Origin of the sequence: Pseudoalteromonas sp. SW0106-04 (genome assembly GCF_001293805.1) — a bacterium.
GTDB classification, from domain to species: Bacteria; Pseudomonadota; Gammaproteobacteria; order Enterobacterales; family Alteromonadaceae; genus Pseudoalteromonas; species Pseudoalteromonas ruthenica.
The window spans coordinates 140,765-159,811 of record NZ_BCAI01000003.1 but is presented as its reverse complement, the minus strand read 5'-3'; the positions used below and the strand labels follow the sequence as shown (position 1 = coordinate 159,811).

Annotated in this window: 15 protein-coding genes; 12 read left to right on the top strand and 3 right to left on the bottom strand. The window is 44.3% G+C overall.

Features of this window, described 5'->3' with window-relative positions:
• Positions 1-6: 6 nt before the first annotated feature.
• The 11 genes from W04_RS05375 (at position 7) to galE (ending at position 13,278) form a co-directional block, all read left to right on the top strand.
• Positions 7-735 carry a WecB/TagA/CpsF family glycosyltransferase gene (locus W04_RS05375; RefSeq protein ID WP_053910090.1) on the top strand — a complete coding sequence of 243 codons (729 nt, stop codon included), beginning with the start codon at positions 7-9 and terminating at the stop codon, positions 733-735.
• Positions 736-761: 26 nt separating this feature from the next.
• Positions 762-1,799: a glycosyltransferase family 4 protein gene (locus W04_RS05370; RefSeq protein ID WP_053910089.1), complete on the top strand. Its 1,038-nt coding sequence runs from the start codon at positions 762-764 to the stop codon at positions 1,797-1,799.
• The gene (locus W04_RS05365) at positions 1,789-3,840 is read left to right on the top strand and encodes a glycosyltransferase (RefSeq protein ID WP_053910088.1); all 2,052 of its coding nucleotides are present in this window, start codon (positions 1,789-1,791) and stop codon (positions 3,838-3,840) included. Before W04_RS05370 ends, W04_RS05365 begins: the two co-directional genes overlap by 11 nt.
• Positions 3,841-3,877: 37 nt before the next feature.
• Positions 3,878-5,380 carry a hypothetical protein gene (locus W04_RS05360; RefSeq protein WP_053910087.1) on the top strand — a complete coding sequence of 501 codons (1,503 nt, stop codon included), beginning with the start codon at positions 3,878-3,880 and terminating at the stop codon, positions 5,378-5,380.
• Between the two features lie 16 nt (positions 5,381-5,396).
• On the top strand, positions 5,397-6,320 hold the full coding sequence (locus tag W04_RS05355) for a Wzz/FepE/Etk N-terminal domain-containing protein (RefSeq protein ID WP_053910086.1): 924 nt from the start codon (positions 5,397-5,399) through the stop codon (positions 6,318-6,320).
• A gap of 9 nt (positions 6,321-6,329) precedes the next feature.
• Positions 6,330-7,628, top strand: a complete 1,299-nt coding sequence (locus W04_RS05350; protein WP_053910085.1) for a WzyE family oligosaccharide polymerase — start codon at positions 6,330-6,332, stop codon at positions 7,626-7,628.
• A 104-nt stretch (positions 7,629-7,732) separates the two neighbouring features.
• Complete coding sequence (gene wecC / locus W04_RS05345) at positions 7,733-8,968, top strand: UDP-N-acetyl-D-mannosamine dehydrogenase (protein ID WP_053910084.1); 1,236 nt, start codon at positions 7,733-7,735, stop codon at positions 8,966-8,968.
• An 83-nt stretch (positions 8,969-9,051) separates the two neighbouring features.
• The gene (wecB, locus tag W04_RS05340; protein WP_053910083.1) at positions 9,052-10,167 is read left to right on the top strand and encodes a non-hydrolyzing UDP-N-acetylglucosamine 2-epimerase; all 1,116 of its coding nucleotides are present in this window, start codon (positions 9,052-9,054) and stop codon (positions 10,165-10,167) included.
• A 1-nt stretch (position 10,168) separates the two neighbouring features.
• Positions 10,169-11,335 (top strand): nucleotide sugar dehydrogenase, encoded by a 1,167-nt coding sequence (locus tag W04_RS05335; protein ID WP_053910082.1) that lies wholly within the window; start codon positions 10,169-10,171, stop codon positions 11,333-11,335.
• Positions 11,336-11,355: 20 nt separating this feature from the next.
• Positions 11,356-12,231: a UTP--glucose-1-phosphate uridylyltransferase GalU gene (galU, locus tag W04_RS05330; RefSeq protein WP_053910081.1), complete on the top strand. Its 876-nt coding sequence runs from the start codon at positions 11,356-11,358 to the stop codon at positions 12,229-12,231.
• A gap of 15 nt (positions 12,232-12,246) precedes the next feature.
• Entirely contained in the window at positions 12,247-13,278 is a 1,032-nt protein-coding gene (gene galE, locus W04_RS05325) for a UDP-glucose 4-epimerase GalE (protein ID WP_053910080.1), read from the top strand.
• A gap of 321 nt (positions 13,279-13,599) precedes the next feature.
• Here galE and W04_RS05320 read toward each other — a convergent pair whose 3' ends face one another.
• The 3 genes from W04_RS05320 to rsuA all read right to left on the bottom strand — a co-directional run bounded on the left by W04_RS05320 (position 13,600) and on the right by rsuA (position 17,515).
• On the bottom strand, positions 13,600-14,958 hold the full coding sequence (locus W04_RS05320) for an MBL fold metallo-hydrolase RNA specificity domain-containing protein (RefSeq protein ID WP_053910216.1): 1,359 nt from the start codon (positions 14,956-14,958) through the stop codon (positions 13,600-13,602).
• 96 nt (positions 14,959-15,054) lie between these two features.
• Positions 15,055-16,686, bottom strand: coding sequence for a methyl-accepting chemotaxis protein (locus tag W04_RS05315; protein WP_053910079.1), 1,632 nt, complete (start codon positions 16,684-16,686; stop codon positions 15,055-15,057).
• A 127-nt stretch (positions 16,687-16,813) separates the two neighbouring features.
• Complete coding sequence (gene rsuA, locus W04_RS05310; protein WP_053910078.1) at positions 16,814-17,515, bottom strand: 16S rRNA pseudouridine(516) synthase RsuA; 702 nt, start codon at positions 17,513-17,515, stop codon at positions 16,814-16,816.
• A gap of 69 nt (positions 17,516-17,584) precedes the next feature.
• On the opposite strand from rsuA, the gene zapE reads away from it, so the two are divergent.
• Entirely contained in the window at positions 17,585-18,703 is a 1,119-nt protein-coding gene (gene zapE / locus W04_RS05305; protein ID WP_053910077.1) for a cell division protein ZapE, read from the top strand.
• The last annotated feature ends 344 nt before the right edge of the window (positions 18,704-19,047 follow it).

The following is a 19,047-nucleotide window of genomic DNA, read 5'->3' as shown; positions in this document are numbered from 1 at the left end:
CCTTCTATGGTTGTATCATCTCTCAATGCAGTTACTCTCGCTGGCGTTAAGGTCATTCCTTTTTTAAGCAAGAAACAGGTCGTAGAGGCCATCATATCTCCTGAAGGCGGTGTGTACCCAGGTGTTGCTGTTGCTGTTAATCCCGAAAAGGTAATGAAAGCGCAGCAGGACACTGAAACTATGGACATCATTAACTCAGCTTCTATTCAATATGCTGACGGAATTGGTGTTGTTAAAGCCTTAGAGAAAAAACTTGGAATTAAACTACAGCGAATTGCAGGGTGCGAATTGTGGTTGGATGTACTTGAGCGCTCTGTAGATAATTCGGTGCCAGTGATGTTAGTGGGTGCTCGACAACATGTTATCGAGAGCTGCGTGGCAAAACTTAAGCAAAGGGGAGTGAATGTGGTCGCTTTCCAAAATGGGTTTTTCTCAGATTCGGCGCAAGTGATATCGCAAGTAAATGCAACGCAGCCCAAAATTATTATCGTAGCTCAGGGATCGCCCAAGCAAGAGAAGCTGATTGCTGAAATTCGCAGCCATTATCACGATGCTTTCTTTATGGGAGTAGGAGGAAGCTTTGATGTGTTAGCAGGAGAGGTAGAGAGAGCCCCCAAGTCATGGCAAAAGCTACACTTAGAGTGGTTATATCGTTTAGTTAAGGAACCTAGGAGATTGTTCCGTCAGAAGAATTTATTTAAATTCGCTTGGTTAGCTATACGAGGCAAGCTGTGACTCCGAGTGTACTTGTAATTAGTAATATGTCTCCTAAGCCCTCAGCTCCTCTTTTAGGGCAGTTTGTTGATAAGCAAGTAGAGTCATTGAACAAAGCTGGTGGGGATGTAGAGTATTTCAAAATGCGATGGAATGGCGATAGCTTACTGCATAAGCTTTTTCGCTACCCAGTGTTTTTTTTCCACTTTTTAGTAAGCATTGTCTTATTGCGAAAAAAATACGATATAATCCACGTTCACTACTACTTCCCTACCATTTTTTTAGCAATGGCTTATCACTGGTTAGTATCTAGGCGTAGCAAGTTAGTCGTTACTTGTCATGGTAGTGATTTATACCTGTACGACCCTCCAAATTGGTTTTATAGAAAATTTAGCCATTATGTGCACCTGTGGATTTTTACTTCCAAAGCACTAAAAGAACGTTTTTATAGACCAGTCGATAATTATAAGATTTTGAGTGCAGGTTTTGATGACAGTGTTTTCAATTTAGAAGAAAATTCTGTGGCTTTTGCGAATAAAACATACCTAGCCTGCATGATCTGCCACGTTGATAAAAATAAGGGGGTAGACCGCTTGTTGTCGCTTGCAAAAGCGTTACCTGGGCACCGCTTTGCTTTGGTTGGGTCAGGGCCAATGAGTGATACAGTTAAGGAATTTGCCTCGCAGCATAAGAACTTAGAGTTTTTTGGCAGTCAAAGTGCCAAGCAAGTGAAAGTCATAATAAGCCAATCAAAGTGCTGCCTATCGCTTTCACGTAATGAGTCATTTGGGTTGACTATTGCGGAAGCCCAAGCCTGTGGTACCCCCGTGGTGGCAACCAACACGGACGGTTCAAATGAACAGTTAGCAATGAGTGGCCGCTTAGTAGAACAAAGTTCAGAGGGGTTATATGAAAAACTTCCCTCTAAACTTCTGAGCATTTCGACAATGCCTGAATCAGAATACGATGAATTATGCTTGCTAGTACATCAACAGGCGCAGAGGTTTTCTCTAACTAACGTCGTGACCGAGCTCATGGCTACTTATAAGCAACTCATAGAGGGCGGGTGTGCTTATGAGCTATAGTGTTGGCGTTTACATTCCTACTAAAAACCGCCTAGCACTTTTGAAAAAAGCACTAGGCTCTGTATTAGCTCAGACTTACGAGAATATAAAAGTTTGTGTTGTTGATGATGGTTCAACAGATGACACCTACGAGTATCTGAAACAGCTCAATGACCCAAGAGTCCAGGTTATTCGCAATGAGCAATCTATAGGCGCCTGTGCCGCTAGAAATAAAGCGATAGCTTCATTAGATACTGACCTAGTGACTGGGTTAGATGACGATGATGTGTTTTTACCAGAACGAATCGAAGAGCTGGTGAACGTGTATGATGACAAATACTCTTTCATATGTAGTGGTTATATTTGGGACTATGGAGTCCACAAAAAATCTTTATTTACAAGTGATAAAGTAATATCGCTTCCAGACGCTCTAGATCTTAACCAATGTTCTAATCAGGCTTTAGTGAAGCGTGAAAGAATCTTAAGCATTGGAGGGTTTGATAAAGATTTACCCGCTTTGCAAGACCATGACATGTGGGTGCGTTTAATTGCAAAGTATGGGGACGCGTATAGGCTTGGGAGAGCACTCTATATTGTCAACGATGACCAAGAGTTAGAGAGAATATCCTCAGTTAACAATAAAGTTCGGGCAATAGACATATTTTTAGACAAGCATAAGAGCATAATGTCTGAAAATAACCGAATTAATTTCTATTTCTATCGAAAAAAAATATTAGAACAAAAGTTTACTTTAAAAGAGCTATTGAGCACTAGTAAAGCAGGCTTAAAGTCACTAAAGGTGCGTTACTTCCTAGCGAATCGCTTTAGCAATATAGCGAATGCTCGGCTTTATATGTTACGGGGTAATAGCCACAGCCAAAGTCTAATGTCTAAATTGTTACCCCTAGTCGCTACCGCATCCCCTGGGGGCGTGAGACTGGTACTAGCGATGTCTATAGCCTTTATTTATGGTGCTGATGGTAATCAGGCTCTAACCGATTTCGCTACGGTTATTGCTGTTGCAGTATTGTTTACTAGCGGGACAGCGATGAAGTTGTTAAAAGTTGGTACGCGGGATAAAGACAACGGCACAATACTCTCTGGTGGTGTGGCGTGCGCCTTAGGTTCTATGGTTCTTTGGGTGGGCCAGTACGCGGGAGCGATTTCAAACCACTTCAGTGTCTTACTTTTACTGCTAGGTGTTTTTGCCTATCAAAATATAAGGGCACTATTAATTCGCACCTCAAGCTTTACTGCTGTGCTGATGCTAGAGGTATTGATTTTGATAGGAACCGGGCTGTACTTTTTAGCGCTTGAAGCTCAAAAGCCAGAATCTTTATTGATTGCCTATGCGTTATCTCTTTTTACTCTATTCGTTTTTCATTTTATCCGGACTTGTTATTCTTTATCCTCTGGTATTACATACTTTATTCTTTCCTTACGTGAAACGCTCTATTTAGGAGGGGTCAATTTCATTAGCACGGGAGTGGCTTGGCTAATGCCTATGGTTGGCTCTTTTCTCTTTTTACAAGAGCAAGCGTTCATAGTTGCTAGCTTAACTTACTTAATAGGCGCTTTCGGCGTAGTCTCTCGATACCTCATTAACAAGAATATTGAGAGAGTAAATAACCTAGTTAGGGATAAGGACTGGGAGTCTAAAAAGCAATTAAGAGGTCAGATAAAAAAAGCGCTATTTTTACTCGCTCTCCCTTTCTATTTATTTGCTTTTGTTATGACTAAGTTTTCACTAGGTGAGATAGGGTTTCAGAGCTTAGCGGTAGCAGCTTTAGTGCTTTCTTGCTTCCTTATTTCACAGTTATCTATCTTAGAGTTTCTGATACTCACTTTTATAGATAGGGCTTCTCTATCTCTGCGTAGCAACCTTGTTTATGCAGCGTTGTTTTTAGTTTGTGTAGCAACGCTATTTTTCATTAAAGAATATAGCGCCTTTCCTGATATGTATTTGATTTACATCTTTTATATTCTTAATTGTTTTTTCTACTATATACGGAATAAAGCGGTAGGGAGTGCACTTAGCAAAGAGGTAGAGCACCATGCTTAATGGATCACCAAATATAGATGCTTCAAGGTGGCAGTAGATGAAAGGAATATATTTAAACTGTGACTCCAACCATGCATTGAAACACTTTCCCGAGTGGAGTAAATATAGCCAAAGGGTAAGTGGTGCTTATGCCGGACAGAAATATGAACTTATTTACGACAAAATGGAGTGGCGGCAACCTCCGATTATTGAATTTGATGATGCTCTGTGGGTCCTCTATGGCTGGTTCATCGTCGATGGTAAAAAGAATGATCTACAGTACTTGCTTCGTCAGCTAGCAAAGCATGGAGTAACATTTTTACAGCAACTCACAGCAGGGAGCTTTGTTCTAGTTAAAATCAACTCCGATGGGGTAAGTGTTATGGTTGATCCGCTAGGGCTGTCTACACATTATTACCAAGTGAGTGAGGGGCAGTTACAGGTCAGCCCAACCTTGTCGGTATTTGAAAATAAGATCCAAGATACGGTTTTGACTGAAGCTCTTCGGGTACAAGGACATTTATTTGGTGATTATACAAAGTATAAGGGGGTATATCGGCTTTCCCCTGGGTCGCATACAACGTCAAGTAGTGTTGAGTATTATTACCACCATAGCTGTAACAGTAGTTATGCTCTAGAGGAAGTGCCTCAGCTTATTTCAGAACTAACCAGTTACTGGACCCGTGAGCAAAGTGCCATTGGCTTGAGTGGTGGGCTGGACTCCCGGCTTATACTTGCATGTGGCCAATTTGATTATGCTTTCACTTACGGACCGGAATCCTCAGGGGACAGGCCCATCGCTAGGCAGTTTAAGAAAGAGGTTGCAAGATATGATGAGTTTAGTTACTTGGAACCTCCAAAGCTGCCCTATGAAGAGCTGGCATACGAGGTGATGTTTGATGGCTCGTCATCGCCTGTATATCGTCTTCTGAGTGCGTATAGCCATGCTCGTAATGAATCAGGTAATGCTCATGTGTTTTTTGATGGCTATTTGGGAGATGTCCTTCAAAGAGGCGCGTACCTTAAAACCCCAGGCCTTTTAGGTGAGCTATTACACTTATTTCCAAAACTTTATGATACTTTTGGCTTTTCAGCGGAAACTCTATTATTGCAGCGCTACCGAAAATTGAGTTCCGAAGCAAAGTCCTTATTAATTGATGACTTTCGCTCCAAAGTGAAATGTATCGCAAGCGATGATCCTTATACACAGTTGACCTTTTATGAGTTCCTTTACGGTAGAGGTGGTAGGTATATCATAAATGGTGGTAACATATCGTGTGGCCAGTTTTTTACTGTAGTACCTGTTTTTTCAGAACTCCGAGTGTTTAATTGTTTCATGAGTCAGTCGCTTCTAGAAGCCGCTCGCTATCGGAACTTAAAGCTAATATGGAAGCATGTTCCAAGCCGCTTTAAAAAAGTTAAAACTGAGTCAGGTATAAATCCTGACACTAAGCCATTACTTATTCCCTTTGTACATTTTTGCCATCGGTTTTATACGCATTTTCTTTCTTCCGGAAATTATGGGCGGGAGATAAAGAAAGCGCAGAAAAATAGAGTTTGATTAACTAAGAATTTTTATGACATCAGTTAACGTAGAAGAAAAAAAGATCGATAATCATTTAGCAAGCTTCTTCATTCATGCTTTTTTTGAGCATAAGTGGAAGATAACCCTAAGCGTGTTAATGTTTTCTATTGTAGGTGTTTTGTACTCCTTATCATTACCAAATCAATACCAAAGCACAGCATTAATGTCACCATCTGAATCTGAGAGTTCAAAAGGTGTCGCAGGAATGTTAGGTGGTTTGAGTAGTGTAGCGTCATTAGCTGGTGTTAATTTAGGTGGAGGTGAAGAGGAGCCTTTTCATGTAGAAGAGCGCCTTAAATCTCGTGACTTCATAATTCCTTTTATAAATCGACATCAGCTCAAAGTTAAATTATTCGCAAGTGAAGGTTGGGACCGAGAGCAAGATAAGATAGTTTATGATGATAGCATTTATGATATGGAAGCGGGAAAGTGGGTTAGAGATGTTAAGCCGGGCCAAAGCAAAGAACCTAGTGACGAAGAGGCATATGAAAAGTTCAGGAAGTATTACAGCGTTACGTACGACAGGAAAAGGAATATTTTTAAGGTTTCCTTCGAGTTTGTTAGTGCTTCCTTTGCAAAAGAGGTTCTTGACAATTTAGTTTATGAATTTAATTCTTTCTCTCGAGATAAAAAGCTTGAGCAAATAAACAAGAATATCTCTTTCGTTAGAAACTACTTGGATAAAGCTGAGTACGCTGAAATAAGACAAGCGCTATACTCTCTCCTAGAAGAGCAGCTGAAAACACTTATGCTTACTCAAAGCAAAGTCGACTACACACTTTCATTGATACAAACACCTTTTCAACCAGAAGAGAAAAGTGGCCCCTCCAGAGCTCTAATTTGTATTTTATTCTTTCTTCTAGGTGGACTATTGTCATATGGGTATGCGCTAGCTGTCAGTTATCGTCGGCTATGAGTTAACTATATGCCTTTAGAGTTATTTTTTCCGTTTCTTGCTAGTACCTTTCTTCTCCTAGTTTCTTTTTGGTTATCCAAAAAGAAACTAGGATTTTACCTTTTAACGAGTGCATTCATTTACCTAAGTACGTTTATGTGGATTCCTTTGAACTGGTTAGCAGGAATTGCGCTTAAACAAGATATGTTCCCTGAAGGAATTGTTATCAATTGGCTGTGGGGCGCAGTAGCTTTCTATGGAATATATGTCTTTATAAGTGGGCTTTTAGTGCAGGCGGTAAAGCCAACAGTGTTTCCTATTTATGATGGTAATGCCAGCGGTTCTCTAAGTTTTTCATGTTTGTCTCTATTTTCCCTCTCTATTTTAGGGTATGTAGCGTTAAACGGGTTTAGCTTTAGCGCAGGTAACTATGGTCACCGTTTAGCGTCTAACGCCGGCAATGGAATATTTATAATATTTTTCTTTTTGTTTATTCCAGTAGCTTATGTCTTCATGCTGAGAATGCGTAATTCAATTGGGCTGCTTCTTTCGATCTCATTTTGTCTTTTTTGCGGCATGCTTGTTTATTTTACTTTGGGTGGCTCGAGAAATATCTTGGCAGCGGGAGTTGTTGGTGTTTTAGTTATCTCTCAACGGCTTGAAGTCATCTCGATGAAAAGTATTATGTTAATGGCAGTAGTGCTCATTCTTTTAGTTAACTATTTGGCTTTTGTGCGGTATGGGCTTTCATTAGATGACGATATTTTGGCTTTGGGCTTTAGGTTTCTGATTGATAGTCTGTCGCCGTATGACTCTTTCAATAATATTGTGAGTTATTTTGAGAGCAGTGATGAGTTTTTTAAAGGGTTTGAATTCATACCAGCCCAATTTAATCCTCTTATTCCTCGCTTTTTGTGGCCAGATAAACCTGTTGTTCCAGTCACTAATGCTTATTTCTATACCGAGTCAATATTGGGTATAACTAAGGGCTCCTATATCATATCACCAACTCTTTTGGGTGGTTTGTACATAATGGGTGGAGGTGTAGCAGTATTTATAGGTTCACTCTGTCTTTCTTTTTTTATTTTCTTTTTAGAAAAGGGGCTGTTTTCTAAAAGCCCATTCTGGGTGTTATTTTCATATACGCTGCTCCCCTTTACGTTCTTTATGGTTCGAGAATCTATCGAATTATTTATAAGTAAATCAATAATGATTTTTTGTACGTTCTTGGCTGCTTGGCTATGTGCGGTCGTGATTAATAATATGTTACATAAGATAAATGAGAGTAGAGCTTTGAATGACACACGTATACGACCTGCAAGAGGATAGTCTAAAGGTTCAAAAACAAGCGCTGCGGGAATTACTTTGACGATGTATTGCGAGCAGCTTTATTTAGAATGTGGAGGCAAAGTTTACTATGGGGTTAATCAGAAGTGCAATTTAATAGAATATCAGTTGTAGGCCTTGGCTATATAGGTCTACCCACTGCTGCAGTGATCGCTTCTCGAGGTCTAGAGGTGATAGGGGTCGATGTTAACCAGCATGCGGTTGACACCATCAACGCCGGCGATGTGCACATAGTAGAGCCTGATCTGGACATTGTGGTGAAAAGTGCAGTGCAAGCAGGGAGGCTCCGCGCAACAATACAGGCTGAGCCCGCAGATGCATTTATGGTAGCAGTGCCCACTCCTTTTAAGGATGGCCATGAAGCTGACTTGAGCTATATTGAGGCGGCAGCAAAGTCCATCGCGCCAGTGTTAGAAAAAGGTAACTTGGTTGTGCTTGAGTCTACCTCCCCAGTTGGTGCCACCGAAGCGCTATCTGAATGGTTAAGTCAATACCGGCCTGACTTGAGTTTTCCGCAGCAAGCGGGTGATAACGCTGATATAAAAGTTGCGCATTGTCCTGAACGTGTCTTGCCTGGTCATGTTTTACGTGAGCTTGTTGAGAATGACCGTGTTATAGGCGGTATGTCAGGCGCTTGTTCTCAAGCTGCGGTATCCTTATACGCAACCTTCGTAAAAGGGGAGTGCTTACTGACCAATGCACGCACTGCAGAAATGGCTAAACTCACAGAAAACTCGTTCCGTGACGTTAACATTGCCTTTGCAAATGAATTATCCATTATTTGTGATAAGTTGAAAATCGATGTTTGGGAGCTTATAAATCTAGCTAATCGCCACCCTAGGGTTAATATCCTAAACCCAGGCCCGGGGGTTGGGGGGCACTGTATTGCCGTTGACCCATGGTTTATTGTTAGCTCTGCGCCTGAACAAGCGAAGCTTATACGCACTGCGCGAGAAGTGAACGATAGCAAACCTGTTTATGTGTTAGAGCAAATAAAAGCAGCAGCAGAGCAATTTAAAAAACCCGTAGTAGCGTGTCTAGGGATTGCTTTTAAGGCTGATATTGATGATTTACGTGAGAGCCCAGCGCTCGATATTACTAAGCAGCTGTGTGCCTGTGATGCAGAGGTTTTAGTCGTAGAGCCGAATATTGAAGAGTTGCCTGCACAATTAAGCGAACTAGGTGCAAAATTAGTGAGCTTAGAAAGTGCATTAGAGCGGGCAAATACGTTAGCTGTTTTAGTGGATCATAAAGAATTTAAATCGATAGACCCTAACGTAGTTGCACGCAAGGTAATCGTTGATAGTCGAGGCATTTTCTAACTATTATTGTTGAATAGCTCTGCGAGATTATATTTACAGCCCGCCAACTGGTGGGCTGCGCTATTTTAAGTTGGAACAAATTAATGAAAGTGTTAACAGTCTTTGGAACGCGCCCTGAAGCGATCAAAATGGCCCCATTAGTAAAAGCCCTAGAGCAAAATAATGATATCGACGCACGAGTGTGTGTGACAGCCCAGCATCGTGAGATGTTAGATCAAGTGCTGGATTTATTTGCTATTCGTCCAGATTACGACTTAGATATCATGAAACCAGGGCAAGACCTGTTCGATGTTACTGCCAAGATTCTTCTAGGGTTGCGTGATGTGTTAGATGACTTCAAGCCTGACTGGGTTTTAGTTCATGGCGATACCACAACGACCTTGGCGGCGTCTTTGGGCGCGTTTTATAAGCAAGTTAAAGTGGCTCATGTTGAGGCAGGGCTGCGGACTCACGATTTATACAGCCCTTGGCCTGAGGAGGCTAACCGCACATTAACGGGCTCTCTTAGTGCATTACATTTTGCACCGACCCAGGCTTCTGCAGATAACTTGCTTCGCGAGCATGTTGCTGACACCGACATCGTTATTACCGGTAATACCGTTATTGACGCGTTGCTTAAAGTCAAAAGTGAAGTGCTTACTAACCCTGAAACAAAAGTGCAGATGCAGAAAAAGTTCGGAGAGTTAACAGCAAAACCTTATGTACTAGTGACAGGACATCGCCGTGAGAGCTTTGGCGGGGGTTTTGAGCGGATATGTGAGTCAATAGCGCATTTAGCAAATAAATACCCAGAACACAATTTTATCTATCCCGTTCACTTAAATCCTAATGTGCAGGAGCCGGTAAATCGTCTTTTAAATGGTTTAGATAATGTGAAGTTAATTGAACCTCAGGACTATCTACCCTTTGTTTATTTGATGGATAACTGCCAAATTATTTTGACCGACTCGGGTGGCGTACAAGAAGAAGCCCCTTCTTTGGGGAAACCTGTATTAGTGATGCGTGATACCACAGAACGACCTGAAGCTGTTGCCGCAGGAACCGTAAAGCTAGTTGGTACAGATATTAATAAAATCATTGATGCGGTAAGTGAGTTACTCGATGACACGAGTGTTTATGAAACCATGAGTCGAGCTCATAACCCATATGGTGATGGCTTGGCTTGCTCTCGAATTGTTAACGCTTTACAAGCGAGATAGTATGAAAGTAACTGTCGTCGGAACTGGTTATGTTGGGCTATCCATAGCTATGCTATTAGCCCAGCATAATCAGGTCATAGCGCTGGACATAGATGAGGCCAGGGTCGATAAACTCAATAGAGGTGAAAGCCCAATTATTGACCCAGACATCCCTGAGTACTTGTTCACAAATAAGTCTCGGTTTAAAGCGTTAACCGAGCCACTTGAGGCTTATCAAGAGGCTGAGTTTATCGTCATTGCTACGCCTACCGACTACGACCCACAAACTAACTACTTTAATACTCAGTCTGTAGAGGATGTTCTTAAACAGGTTGAACTATGTAATCCAAGTGCGGCCGTGATTATAAAGTCGACCGTTCCGGTTGGGTTTACTGAACAAATGAGAGCTCGGTTTACCCACCTACGTATTATTTTTTCTCCTGAGTTTTTAAGAGAAGGTAAAGCGTTACAGGACAACCTATATCCTTCAAGAATCATTGTCGGGGGGCATTGCGAGAGCGCTAATGACTTTGCTCAACTCCTTTCAGAATCTGCTCTTATCGACAATGTGCCAGTACTTTTTACAAAAAGCACCGAAGCTGAAGCAATCAAATTATTTGCTAACACATACCTTGCTATGCGAGTAGCTTACTTTAATGAGCTAGACACTTACGCTGAAAAGCATGGTTTAGATTCCAAGCAAATTATTGAAGGGGTAGGCCTTGATCCGCGTATCGGTGACCATTATAACAACCCTTCGTTCGGATACGGCGGGTATTGCCTTCCCAAAGATACAAAACAATTACTGGCTAATTACGAGGACGTACCTAACAACCTCATTTCAGCAATCGTGGAAGCCAATCGTACTCGCAAGGACTTTATCGCTGAACAAGTATTGGCAAGAAGCCCACGAGTTGTTGGGGTATATCGATTAGTGATGAAGTCTGGCTCTGATAACTTTAGAGCTTCAGCAATACAAGGTGTTATGAAGCGAATTAAGGCTAAAGGAATAGAAGTGATCGTTTTCGAGCCTCAACTCAATACTTCATCTTTTTTCAATTCTCGCGTATACAGAGATTTGAATGCTTTTAAAAATGACTCAGATGTGATTATCTCTAACCGTATGGTTGAGAGCCTTATGGATGTGCAAGATAAGGTTTATACTCGAGACTTATTTGGCAGTGATTAATCGTTAAGGACGTTACCTATATGAAAGCTGTTATCCCCGTTGCGGGCTTGGGCACCCGCATGCTTCCCGCGACCAAAGCTATCCCTAAAGAAATGCTTCCTCTTGTTGATAAGCCGCTTATTCAATACGTTGTCAATGAGTGTGTACGAGCGGGGATCAAAGAAATTATTTTAGTGACACACTCATCGAAAAACTCGGTGGAAAATCACTTTGATACCAGCTTTGAACTGGAAGTGACCTTGGAGAAGCGGGTTAAGCGCCAGTTGCTCGACGAAGTACGCTCTATTTGCCCCGACGACGTGACCATTATTGGCGTACGCCAGGGCGAGGCCAAAGGCTTAGGGCATGCCATTATGTGTGCTGAGCCAGTCGTAGGTGATGCGCCTTTTACTGTTATTCTTCCGGATGTCATCTTAGACGAATACAGTGCCGACCAAACCAGTGAAAACTTGGCGGCAATGATTGCCCGTTTTAAGGATACGCAAACCAGTCAAATTATGCTTGAGGCTGTAGCGCAACAGGACGTTAGTAAGTACGGTATTGCTGATATTAATGGCGAGCAAATTGAACCTGGTCAGAGTGCAGTCATCAAGTCTATGGTAGAAAAGCCTAAAGTCGAAGACGCACCGTCTAACCTCGCGGTTGTCGGTCGCTATGTACTGTCTCACAATATTTGGCCACTGCTAAGAAAAACACCTATTGGTGCCGGTGGTGAAATACAATTGACCGACGCCATTGATATGCTGATAGCTCAAGAGGCGGTCGAGGCATTTCGAATGAGTGGCATTTCTCATGACTGCGGCGACAAGTTGGGGTATTTAAAGGCGTTTGTACGCTATGCCCAGCAACACCCTGAGTTAGGTGCGGACTTCTCGGAACACCTCAAGAGTATTTAAAGCGAAGGAGTTAAAATGGCAATTTTAGTGACAGGTGGTGCCGGCTACATTGGTTCTCACACCGTGTTGGAACTGCTAAATCAAGGAAGTGAGGTGGTGGTTTTTGATAACCTGAGTAACGCCTCCAGAGAGTCGCTACGTCGCGTTGAAGCGCTTGCCGATAAGCCTGTCACCTTTGTGAAAGGTGATGTGTGTGATAAAAGCGCACTTGATAGCGTATTTAAGAACCATGATATTGATAGCGTTGTGCACTTCGCGGGTTTGAAAGCCGTGGGTGAATCTGTTGCTAAGCCTACGCTGTATTACCAAAACAACGTACAAGGTTCATTGACGTTAATTTCGGCCATGCGCGATGCTGGTGTGTTTTCTTTAGTATTCAGCTCATCGGCGACCGTTTATGGTGACCCTGAGACTCTGCCCATTAAGGAATCGGCACCAGTGGGAGGGACGACCAACCCATACGGCACGTCAAAGTTAATGGTTGAACAAATCATGCAGGATGTGGCGCAATCGGATGAGCGTTGGCGTTTCGCTATTTTACGTTATTTTAATCCGGTGGGTGCGCACCATAGCGGGCAAATAGGTGAAGACCCCAATGGTATTCCAAACAATTTGCTGCCTTATATTTCTCAAGTGGCGGTAGGTAAGCTCAAGCAACTGGCCGTTTTTGGTGATGACTACAACACCAAAGATGGCACCGGAGTGCGTGATTATATCCATGTCGTTGATCTTGCTATTGGCCACCTAAAAGCATTGGATTGGCTTAGCCTGCATAGCGGTGTGCACATCTACAACTTGGGTACAGGGAATGGCTACTCGGTTCTGGAAATGGTCAAAGCGTTTGAGCAAGCTGCCGATAAAGCCGTGCCATACGAAATTGCACCACGGCGCGACGGTGATATTGCTGCCTGTTACGCCAGCGCTCAAAAAGCCGCTGATGAGCTTGGCTGGCATGCACAGCGAGGTATTGAGCAGATGATGCAAGATACGTGGCGCTGGCAAAGCAAAAACCCGGATGGGTATCAAAATAGTCAGGCTAAAGCCTGACCCACAACCGGTGTTTGGTTTGTTGTAGGCAAGGCTTCAGCCTTGCAAAGGTATCAGATATATCCAGACTGTCAGGCTAAAGCCTGAACCACAACGGGTGTGTGATTAGGTCGTTGTAGGCAAGGCTTTTAGCCTTGCACAGGTACTAGTTTTATCTAGATAGTCAGGCTAAAGCCTGACCCACAACCGGTGTGTGGTTTGTTGTAGGCAAGGCTTCAGCCTTGCGTAGGTATTAGGTTTATCTGGATTGTCAGGCTAAAGCCTGACCTACAATCAGTGTGATTTGGTTGTTGTAGGCAAGGCTTCAGCCTTGCACAAATATCAGGTGGCTATTTCTACCTTGGTTTGCTGCGCAAGCTTACTTCTGAGCTGTTCTGCCAACGCTTGTTTGGCCTCATTATCGCCATGAACAATTTTAATATGCTGAGGCTTTTTACGCATGCCGGTAACAAAGCGTATCAGCCCAGCCTGATCAGCGTGTGCACTGTAACCACTGATGGTGTGGATATGTGCATTGATATCAATGCGTTGCTCATTTAGTTCAACATAGCCTCCTCGCGGGCCATATTTTTGAATAGCTCGCCCTGGCGTGCCTGCACCTTGGTAGCCAACAAAAATGACATCGGTCGTGGGCTCTGGTAAAAACTCAACGAGGTAGTTAACTATACGCCCGCCACTGCACATGCCGCTAGCAGCAATGACAATCGCGGGCTTTTGTCTTTGCTTAAGATATTGCAGTAGCTGCACATGCTGTTGGTGAGTATCTATCGTCACTATATTATCGAAATCGAGAGGGTGGCGACCTTTAGCCACTCTTGCTTTGGCTTCTTTATCCCATAATGACTTAAAGCGCCGATATTCTCGGGTGAAATTTGCTGCCATGGGAGAGTCAATAATCACTTCGATATCTTGCCAGAAAGAGTGCTTTTTAGCGCTGTGTATAATCTGCTCAAGCTCGTATAGTAATTCCTGTGTGCGGCCAATGCTAAAGGCTGGAATGAGCACCACGCCGTTATCTGACACCGCGCGTTCAATCACAGTTTTAAGTTGCTGTGTACGTTGTTTACGGCCATGATGAAGGCTATCACCATAGGTGGACTCAATAACCAAAGTATCGGCTTTGTAGGGCGCTTTCGGCGCCGGTAGTAATGGGGTGTAAGGGGCTCCAAGATCGCCCGAGAACACCACGCGATGACGGGTCTTGTTATGCGGCAAATCCACTTCCACATAGGCTGAACCAAGAATATGGCCCGCGCGTTGCAGTCGAAAGCGACAATCGGTGTTGGGTAAATCATACCAGTGCTTAAAATCAACGCTCACCAATTGGCGTTTAAGCAAACGAATACAGGTGGCCACTAACTCTTGCTCTTGAGTAACACCCAGTTTGAGCGCATCTTCAATGACCAAAGGCAGTAATGCCGATGTCGCCTGTGAAGCATAAATAGGGCCCGTGAATCCCGCTGCAAGTAAATAAGGTAAGCGGCCGACATGATCAATATGACAGTGCGTGATGATAACCGCAGTCACGGCACTTATATCAAAGTCGATGGCCAAACTTGGCTTGGCCTCGGCACCCTGAAACAACCCACAATCTACCAGCACTGACTGTGCCTTACTCACCTGAAGTTCATGGCAAGAGCCCGTAACACCGTTTACAGCGCCATGATGGCGTATTTGCACCTCATCCATTGCTGATCATATCGCTTTTATTCGCTGCTTATGCCTTCACTGTAGCACTTAAGTGCCGAGAACATCAGCCCTTCGAGGTGCAAGATTTTAGGTTTCAAATTTTTGCGTTTGTTGCTCTAGTTGCTCAGTAAGTGCACGCATGCTTTCGCTGGCCTCATGCGCCTGTTTTGATAGCTGCGCCGTGTTCGTGGCGGTATCAGAGATCACCACCACGCGATTTGCCGTATCTTCACCTGCCCCGAGCTGCTCTCTCGCGGCACTGGCTATTTCTTGGCTCATACCGGCTAGGGTACTCAACGACTGGGCGATATGCACTAACTCGGTGCGCACTCGTTGCGATTTACTCACGGTTTGTTCACTGGTCTCAATGCTCATTTGTACCGACTGTTTAGCCTCGCTGGTAGCACTTTGTAGATTAGTGATCATGCTGTGGATTTCTTCGGTGCTACTTTGGGTGCGCTGCGCGAGTTGCCTAACTTCATCCGCGACCACTGCAAAACCTCGGCCTTGCTCGCCCGCGCGAGCAGCTTCAATGGCCGCATTCAGCGCCAGTAGGTTTGTTTGTTCGGCAATACCTTGAATAACCCCGAGCACATTGGCGATATTATTGACTTCGTCATCGAGTAGCTGAATATTATTACCAGCGCTGTCAATTTGTTTCTCTAAAAGGGAAATGGTGTCAACAGCCTCCTCTGTCAACGCGTTCGCTGCTTGGCCTTGCTGCTCTGCTTCGCCAACGGCGTAAGCTGATTGCTCGGCAAGGTCGACCACACTTTGCGCTGAGGCCGTAAGCTGAGTAATCGCTGAGGCCACAATGGCCGTATCTTGCTGTAAAGATTGCGTTAAGCGCTCCAGCTCAACCGAGCGTTTGTCTGAGTCCACGCTTTGCTGCTGTAAGGTGTCTGCGACTTCTTTTATGCCTGTTACCACTCCCTGCAATCCTTGTTGCATGTAGGCCATGCTACCGATAATGCTATCTTTGTTGTGCTCTTGGTGAGCGATAGTATTGTTCAAACGCCCACGTGATACTTGCGTTACGATATCTTTTACTGAGCTTAATTCAGCGCCTAAGGCATTGGTCAGTGCTAAACCAAACTTAGCTAAGGCGAGTGTGAGTAATACCGCGATGATAAGCGATAAACCGAGTAACCAGCTGGCGGTGCTCCAGTAACGCTGATCGACTTCTTTGTAGCTGATGCCGGTACCAATATACCAACCCCAACGAGGCGTTTTTTGTACAACTGAGGTTAAATCAACGACTTCACCATCGCGCTCAGAAGTCCAGTGATAGGTGATGATCTCACCCGTTTTGTTACCAACCAAGCGCTCCACCATGGCGCCAATGCTGTTGCCTTGGGCATCTTTGAAGTCATTAAAGCTGGTACCGTGCAATTGCGGATCATGCGGTGCGGCAACAAAGTTGAGATCGCTGCTGACTACATACACATACTCAGAGTCATGGTAAGTATTATTTTGTAATATGGTGCTGGCGTAAGCTTGTGCTTGCGCGTCACTAAGCTCACCCTGAGCCGCTAAGGTTTCGAGCTCCTCAACCACATTGACGGTGCTTTTCATCAGTTGATTAATACGGGCAATATTGTCGTTTTCACTGGCATGACGCAAGGCTTGCAAACCTAGCAAAGCGACGGCAATAAGGGCAATAAATAGGGTGACAGCAAAAGCAATAATTTTGCTTCGTAAAGAGAACGTTGCGAACACAGCAAGCTCCAAGTCGATAAGCGGTTTGTTACACTTATCACTTTTTCAGCGGCTTTTTAAGGAAAAAGCCGCAAAAACAGACTTTTTTCTGTTGAATTTTTTTTGAGTGTATGTTTGGTAGGTACGCTCAACAAAGGTTTATTTCATCTTCGCTTAAGGCTCGGTACTCCCCTGGGGCAAGCGCGTCATCAAGAGTCACACCGGCTATGGCCTCTCGGTGCAGTGCGACCACCTCATTGCCAACGGCGGCTAGCATGCGCTTCACCTGATGATATTTACCCTCAACAATATGCAAGCGAATTTGATAGGGGGCTAATACCTCAACTTTGGCTGGGCGAGTGAGTTCACGTTCGCCATGTAGCTGCACCCCTTGTTCAAGTTCATGCACCGCGTGTTCGCTAATAGGTTGCCCTAACTCCACCACATAGGTTTTGTATTTTTGCTTCTTTGGGCTAGTTATTTGATGTGTCCACTGACCATCGTTACTCAGCAGCACTAGGCCAGTGGTATCTATATCCAAACGCCCAGCAACATGCAATTCCTGCAAGTTGGGCTCATCCATTAAATCGAGCACCGTAGCATGTAAATCGTCACTATTAGCACATACATAGCCTTCGGGCTTATTAAGCATAAAGTAGCGCTTGCCCAAATAATGCAACTGTTCACCGTCTAGCGTAACCACGGTGTTCTCATCAATAGCTGTGTTTTGCTGTGTGGTCATCTCACCACCCACACATACCCGCTTGGCTTTGATCACGGCCTTGGTTTTGGTACGTGGTAACTGGGTAACGTGGCTAATGAACTTATCTAAACGGCAAGGAAACTTCATTGGGTCGGGGCTTTAATTTCGCTACAATGGCGCGAGTATAGCTTATGCGTCTCAGCGAAAACAGCCACCGTGAATAAAATCCTCTCACAGTACCAACAGCAAATTGATGCGCAAATACTTGCCGTTGATGACGCGCAACAACGGGCGGTCGAAGAGCTTGCCCGTTTAGCGCAGGAACTTGAGCAGCGCTCATCGTCTCAGTGCTTTTGGCGTCGTCCTAAAGTCACGACCGGGGTATATTTATATGGCCCCGTAGGGCGGGGCAAATCAATGCTGATGGACTTATTCTTCCAGCATCTTAATAGTGATAAAAAGCAACGCTTACACTTTCATCACTTTATGGCTTTTGTACATCAACGCTTGGGGCAGTTGCAGGGGGTGAAGAATCCCATGCGTCAGTTGGCAAAAGAGTATGCCAGAAGTACCGATGTGCTGTGTTTTGATGAGTTCTTCGTAAGCGATATCGGTGACGCCATGATTATGGCTAGGCTATTCGAGGCTTTGTTTGCCCAAGGTATGGTCTTGGTAGCAACCAGTAATTGTCATCCGCAGCAATTGTATCGCAATGGGTTACAGCGAGCGCGCTTTGAACCTACTATCGCCTTACTTGAGGCACATTGCCATGTCTGTGATGTCAGCGGTGAGCAAGATTATCGGCTGCAAGGATTTGCTGGCTTTCGTTACTACATCGCCTATGGCCCAGAGGTGTTGAGTGAGCTGTTTAAGCAGCAACAACGCTGTTCTATTAAGCCTTGCATACGAGAGATAAACCGACGAAGCATGCATTTTATGGCTTATGCCAGCGATGCGGCCATGATTGATTTCTTTGCCTTGTGTGGCGATGGTCGCGCCAGTGCAGATTATATGGAGCTGGCCCAGCAACTGCAGGTGCTTTATGTGGACAAAGTCCCTGCTATGGGAGTCGCTATGCACAGCGCACATGTAGCCCAAGGCACAGAAGATGGTTACATCCGCGACCAGGCCCCACAGCGCCAGGCTCAGTATGACGATGAAGCGCGGCGCTTTATTGCTTTGGTTGATGAGTTTTATGATAACCATAAGTTGCTAATTATCACTGCGGAGGTGGAGCTAGAGTCGCTTTATCAAGGAGAGCGTTTAGCTTTTGAGTTTGCACGAACCCAGTCGCGCTTAATTGAAATGCAACGTTGGTCTTTACCAAGCCACTAATGTTGTAGGGCAGAGGTAGGCAAGGCTTTAGCTTTGCTCAGGTGTGAGGCCGGTTTCCATTGTCAGGCTAAAGCCCGACCTACAACAGGTGGGTAGTTTGATGTTGTGGGCAAGGCTTTTAGCCTTGCGCGGGTATTAGGTTGATGTCGGTTGTAAGGCTAAAGCCTGACCTACAACGGGTGGGTAGTTTGATGTTGTAGGCAAGGCCTTTAGCCTTGCGCGCATGTTAGGCTGATATCGATTGTCAGGCTAAAGCCCGACCCACAACGGCTGTGCAGTTTGATGTTGTAGGCAAGGCCTTTAGCCTTGCACGGGTGTAAGGTTGATGTCGGTTGTCAGGCTCA

Coding starts and splice junctions, on each gene's coding strand:
- W04_RS05375 (WP_053910090.1), top strand. CDS start 7: ATGGTTGTATCATCTCTCAATGCAGTTACTCTCGCTGGCGTTAAGGTC.
- W04_RS05370 (WP_053910089.1), top strand. CDS start 762: ATGTCTCCTAAGCCCTCAGCTCCTCTTTTAGGGCAGTTTGTTGATAAG.
- W04_RS05365 (WP_053910088.1), top strand. CDS start 1,789: ATGAGCTATAGTGTTGGCGTTTACATTCCTACTAAAAACCGCCTAGCA.
- W04_RS05360 (WP_053910087.1), top strand. CDS start 3,878: ATGAAAGGAATATATTTAAACTGTGACTCCAACCATGCATTGAAACAC.
- W04_RS05355 (WP_053910086.1), top strand. CDS start 5,397: ATGACATCAGTTAACGTAGAAGAAAAAAAGATCGATAATCATTTAGCA.
- W04_RS05350 (WP_053910085.1), top strand. CDS start 6,330: ATGCCTTTAGAGTTATTTTTTCCGTTTCTTGCTAGTACCTTTCTTCTC.
- wecB (WP_053910083.1), top strand. CDS start 9,052: ATGAAAGTGTTAACAGTCTTTGGAACGCGCCCTGAAGCGATCAAAATG.
- W04_RS05335 (WP_053910082.1), top strand. CDS start 10,169: ATGAAAGTAACTGTCGTCGGAACTGGTTATGTTGGGCTATCCATAGCT.
- galU (WP_053910081.1), top strand. CDS start 11,356: ATGAAAGCTGTTATCCCCGTTGCGGGCTTGGGCACCCGCATGCTTCCC.
- galE (WP_053910080.1), top strand. CDS start 12,247: ATGGCAATTTTAGTGACAGGTGGTGCCGGCTACATTGGTTCTCACACC.
- rsuA (WP_053910078.1), bottom strand. CDS start 17,515: ATGAAGTTTCCTTGCCGTTTAGATAAGTTCATTAGCCACGTTACCCAG.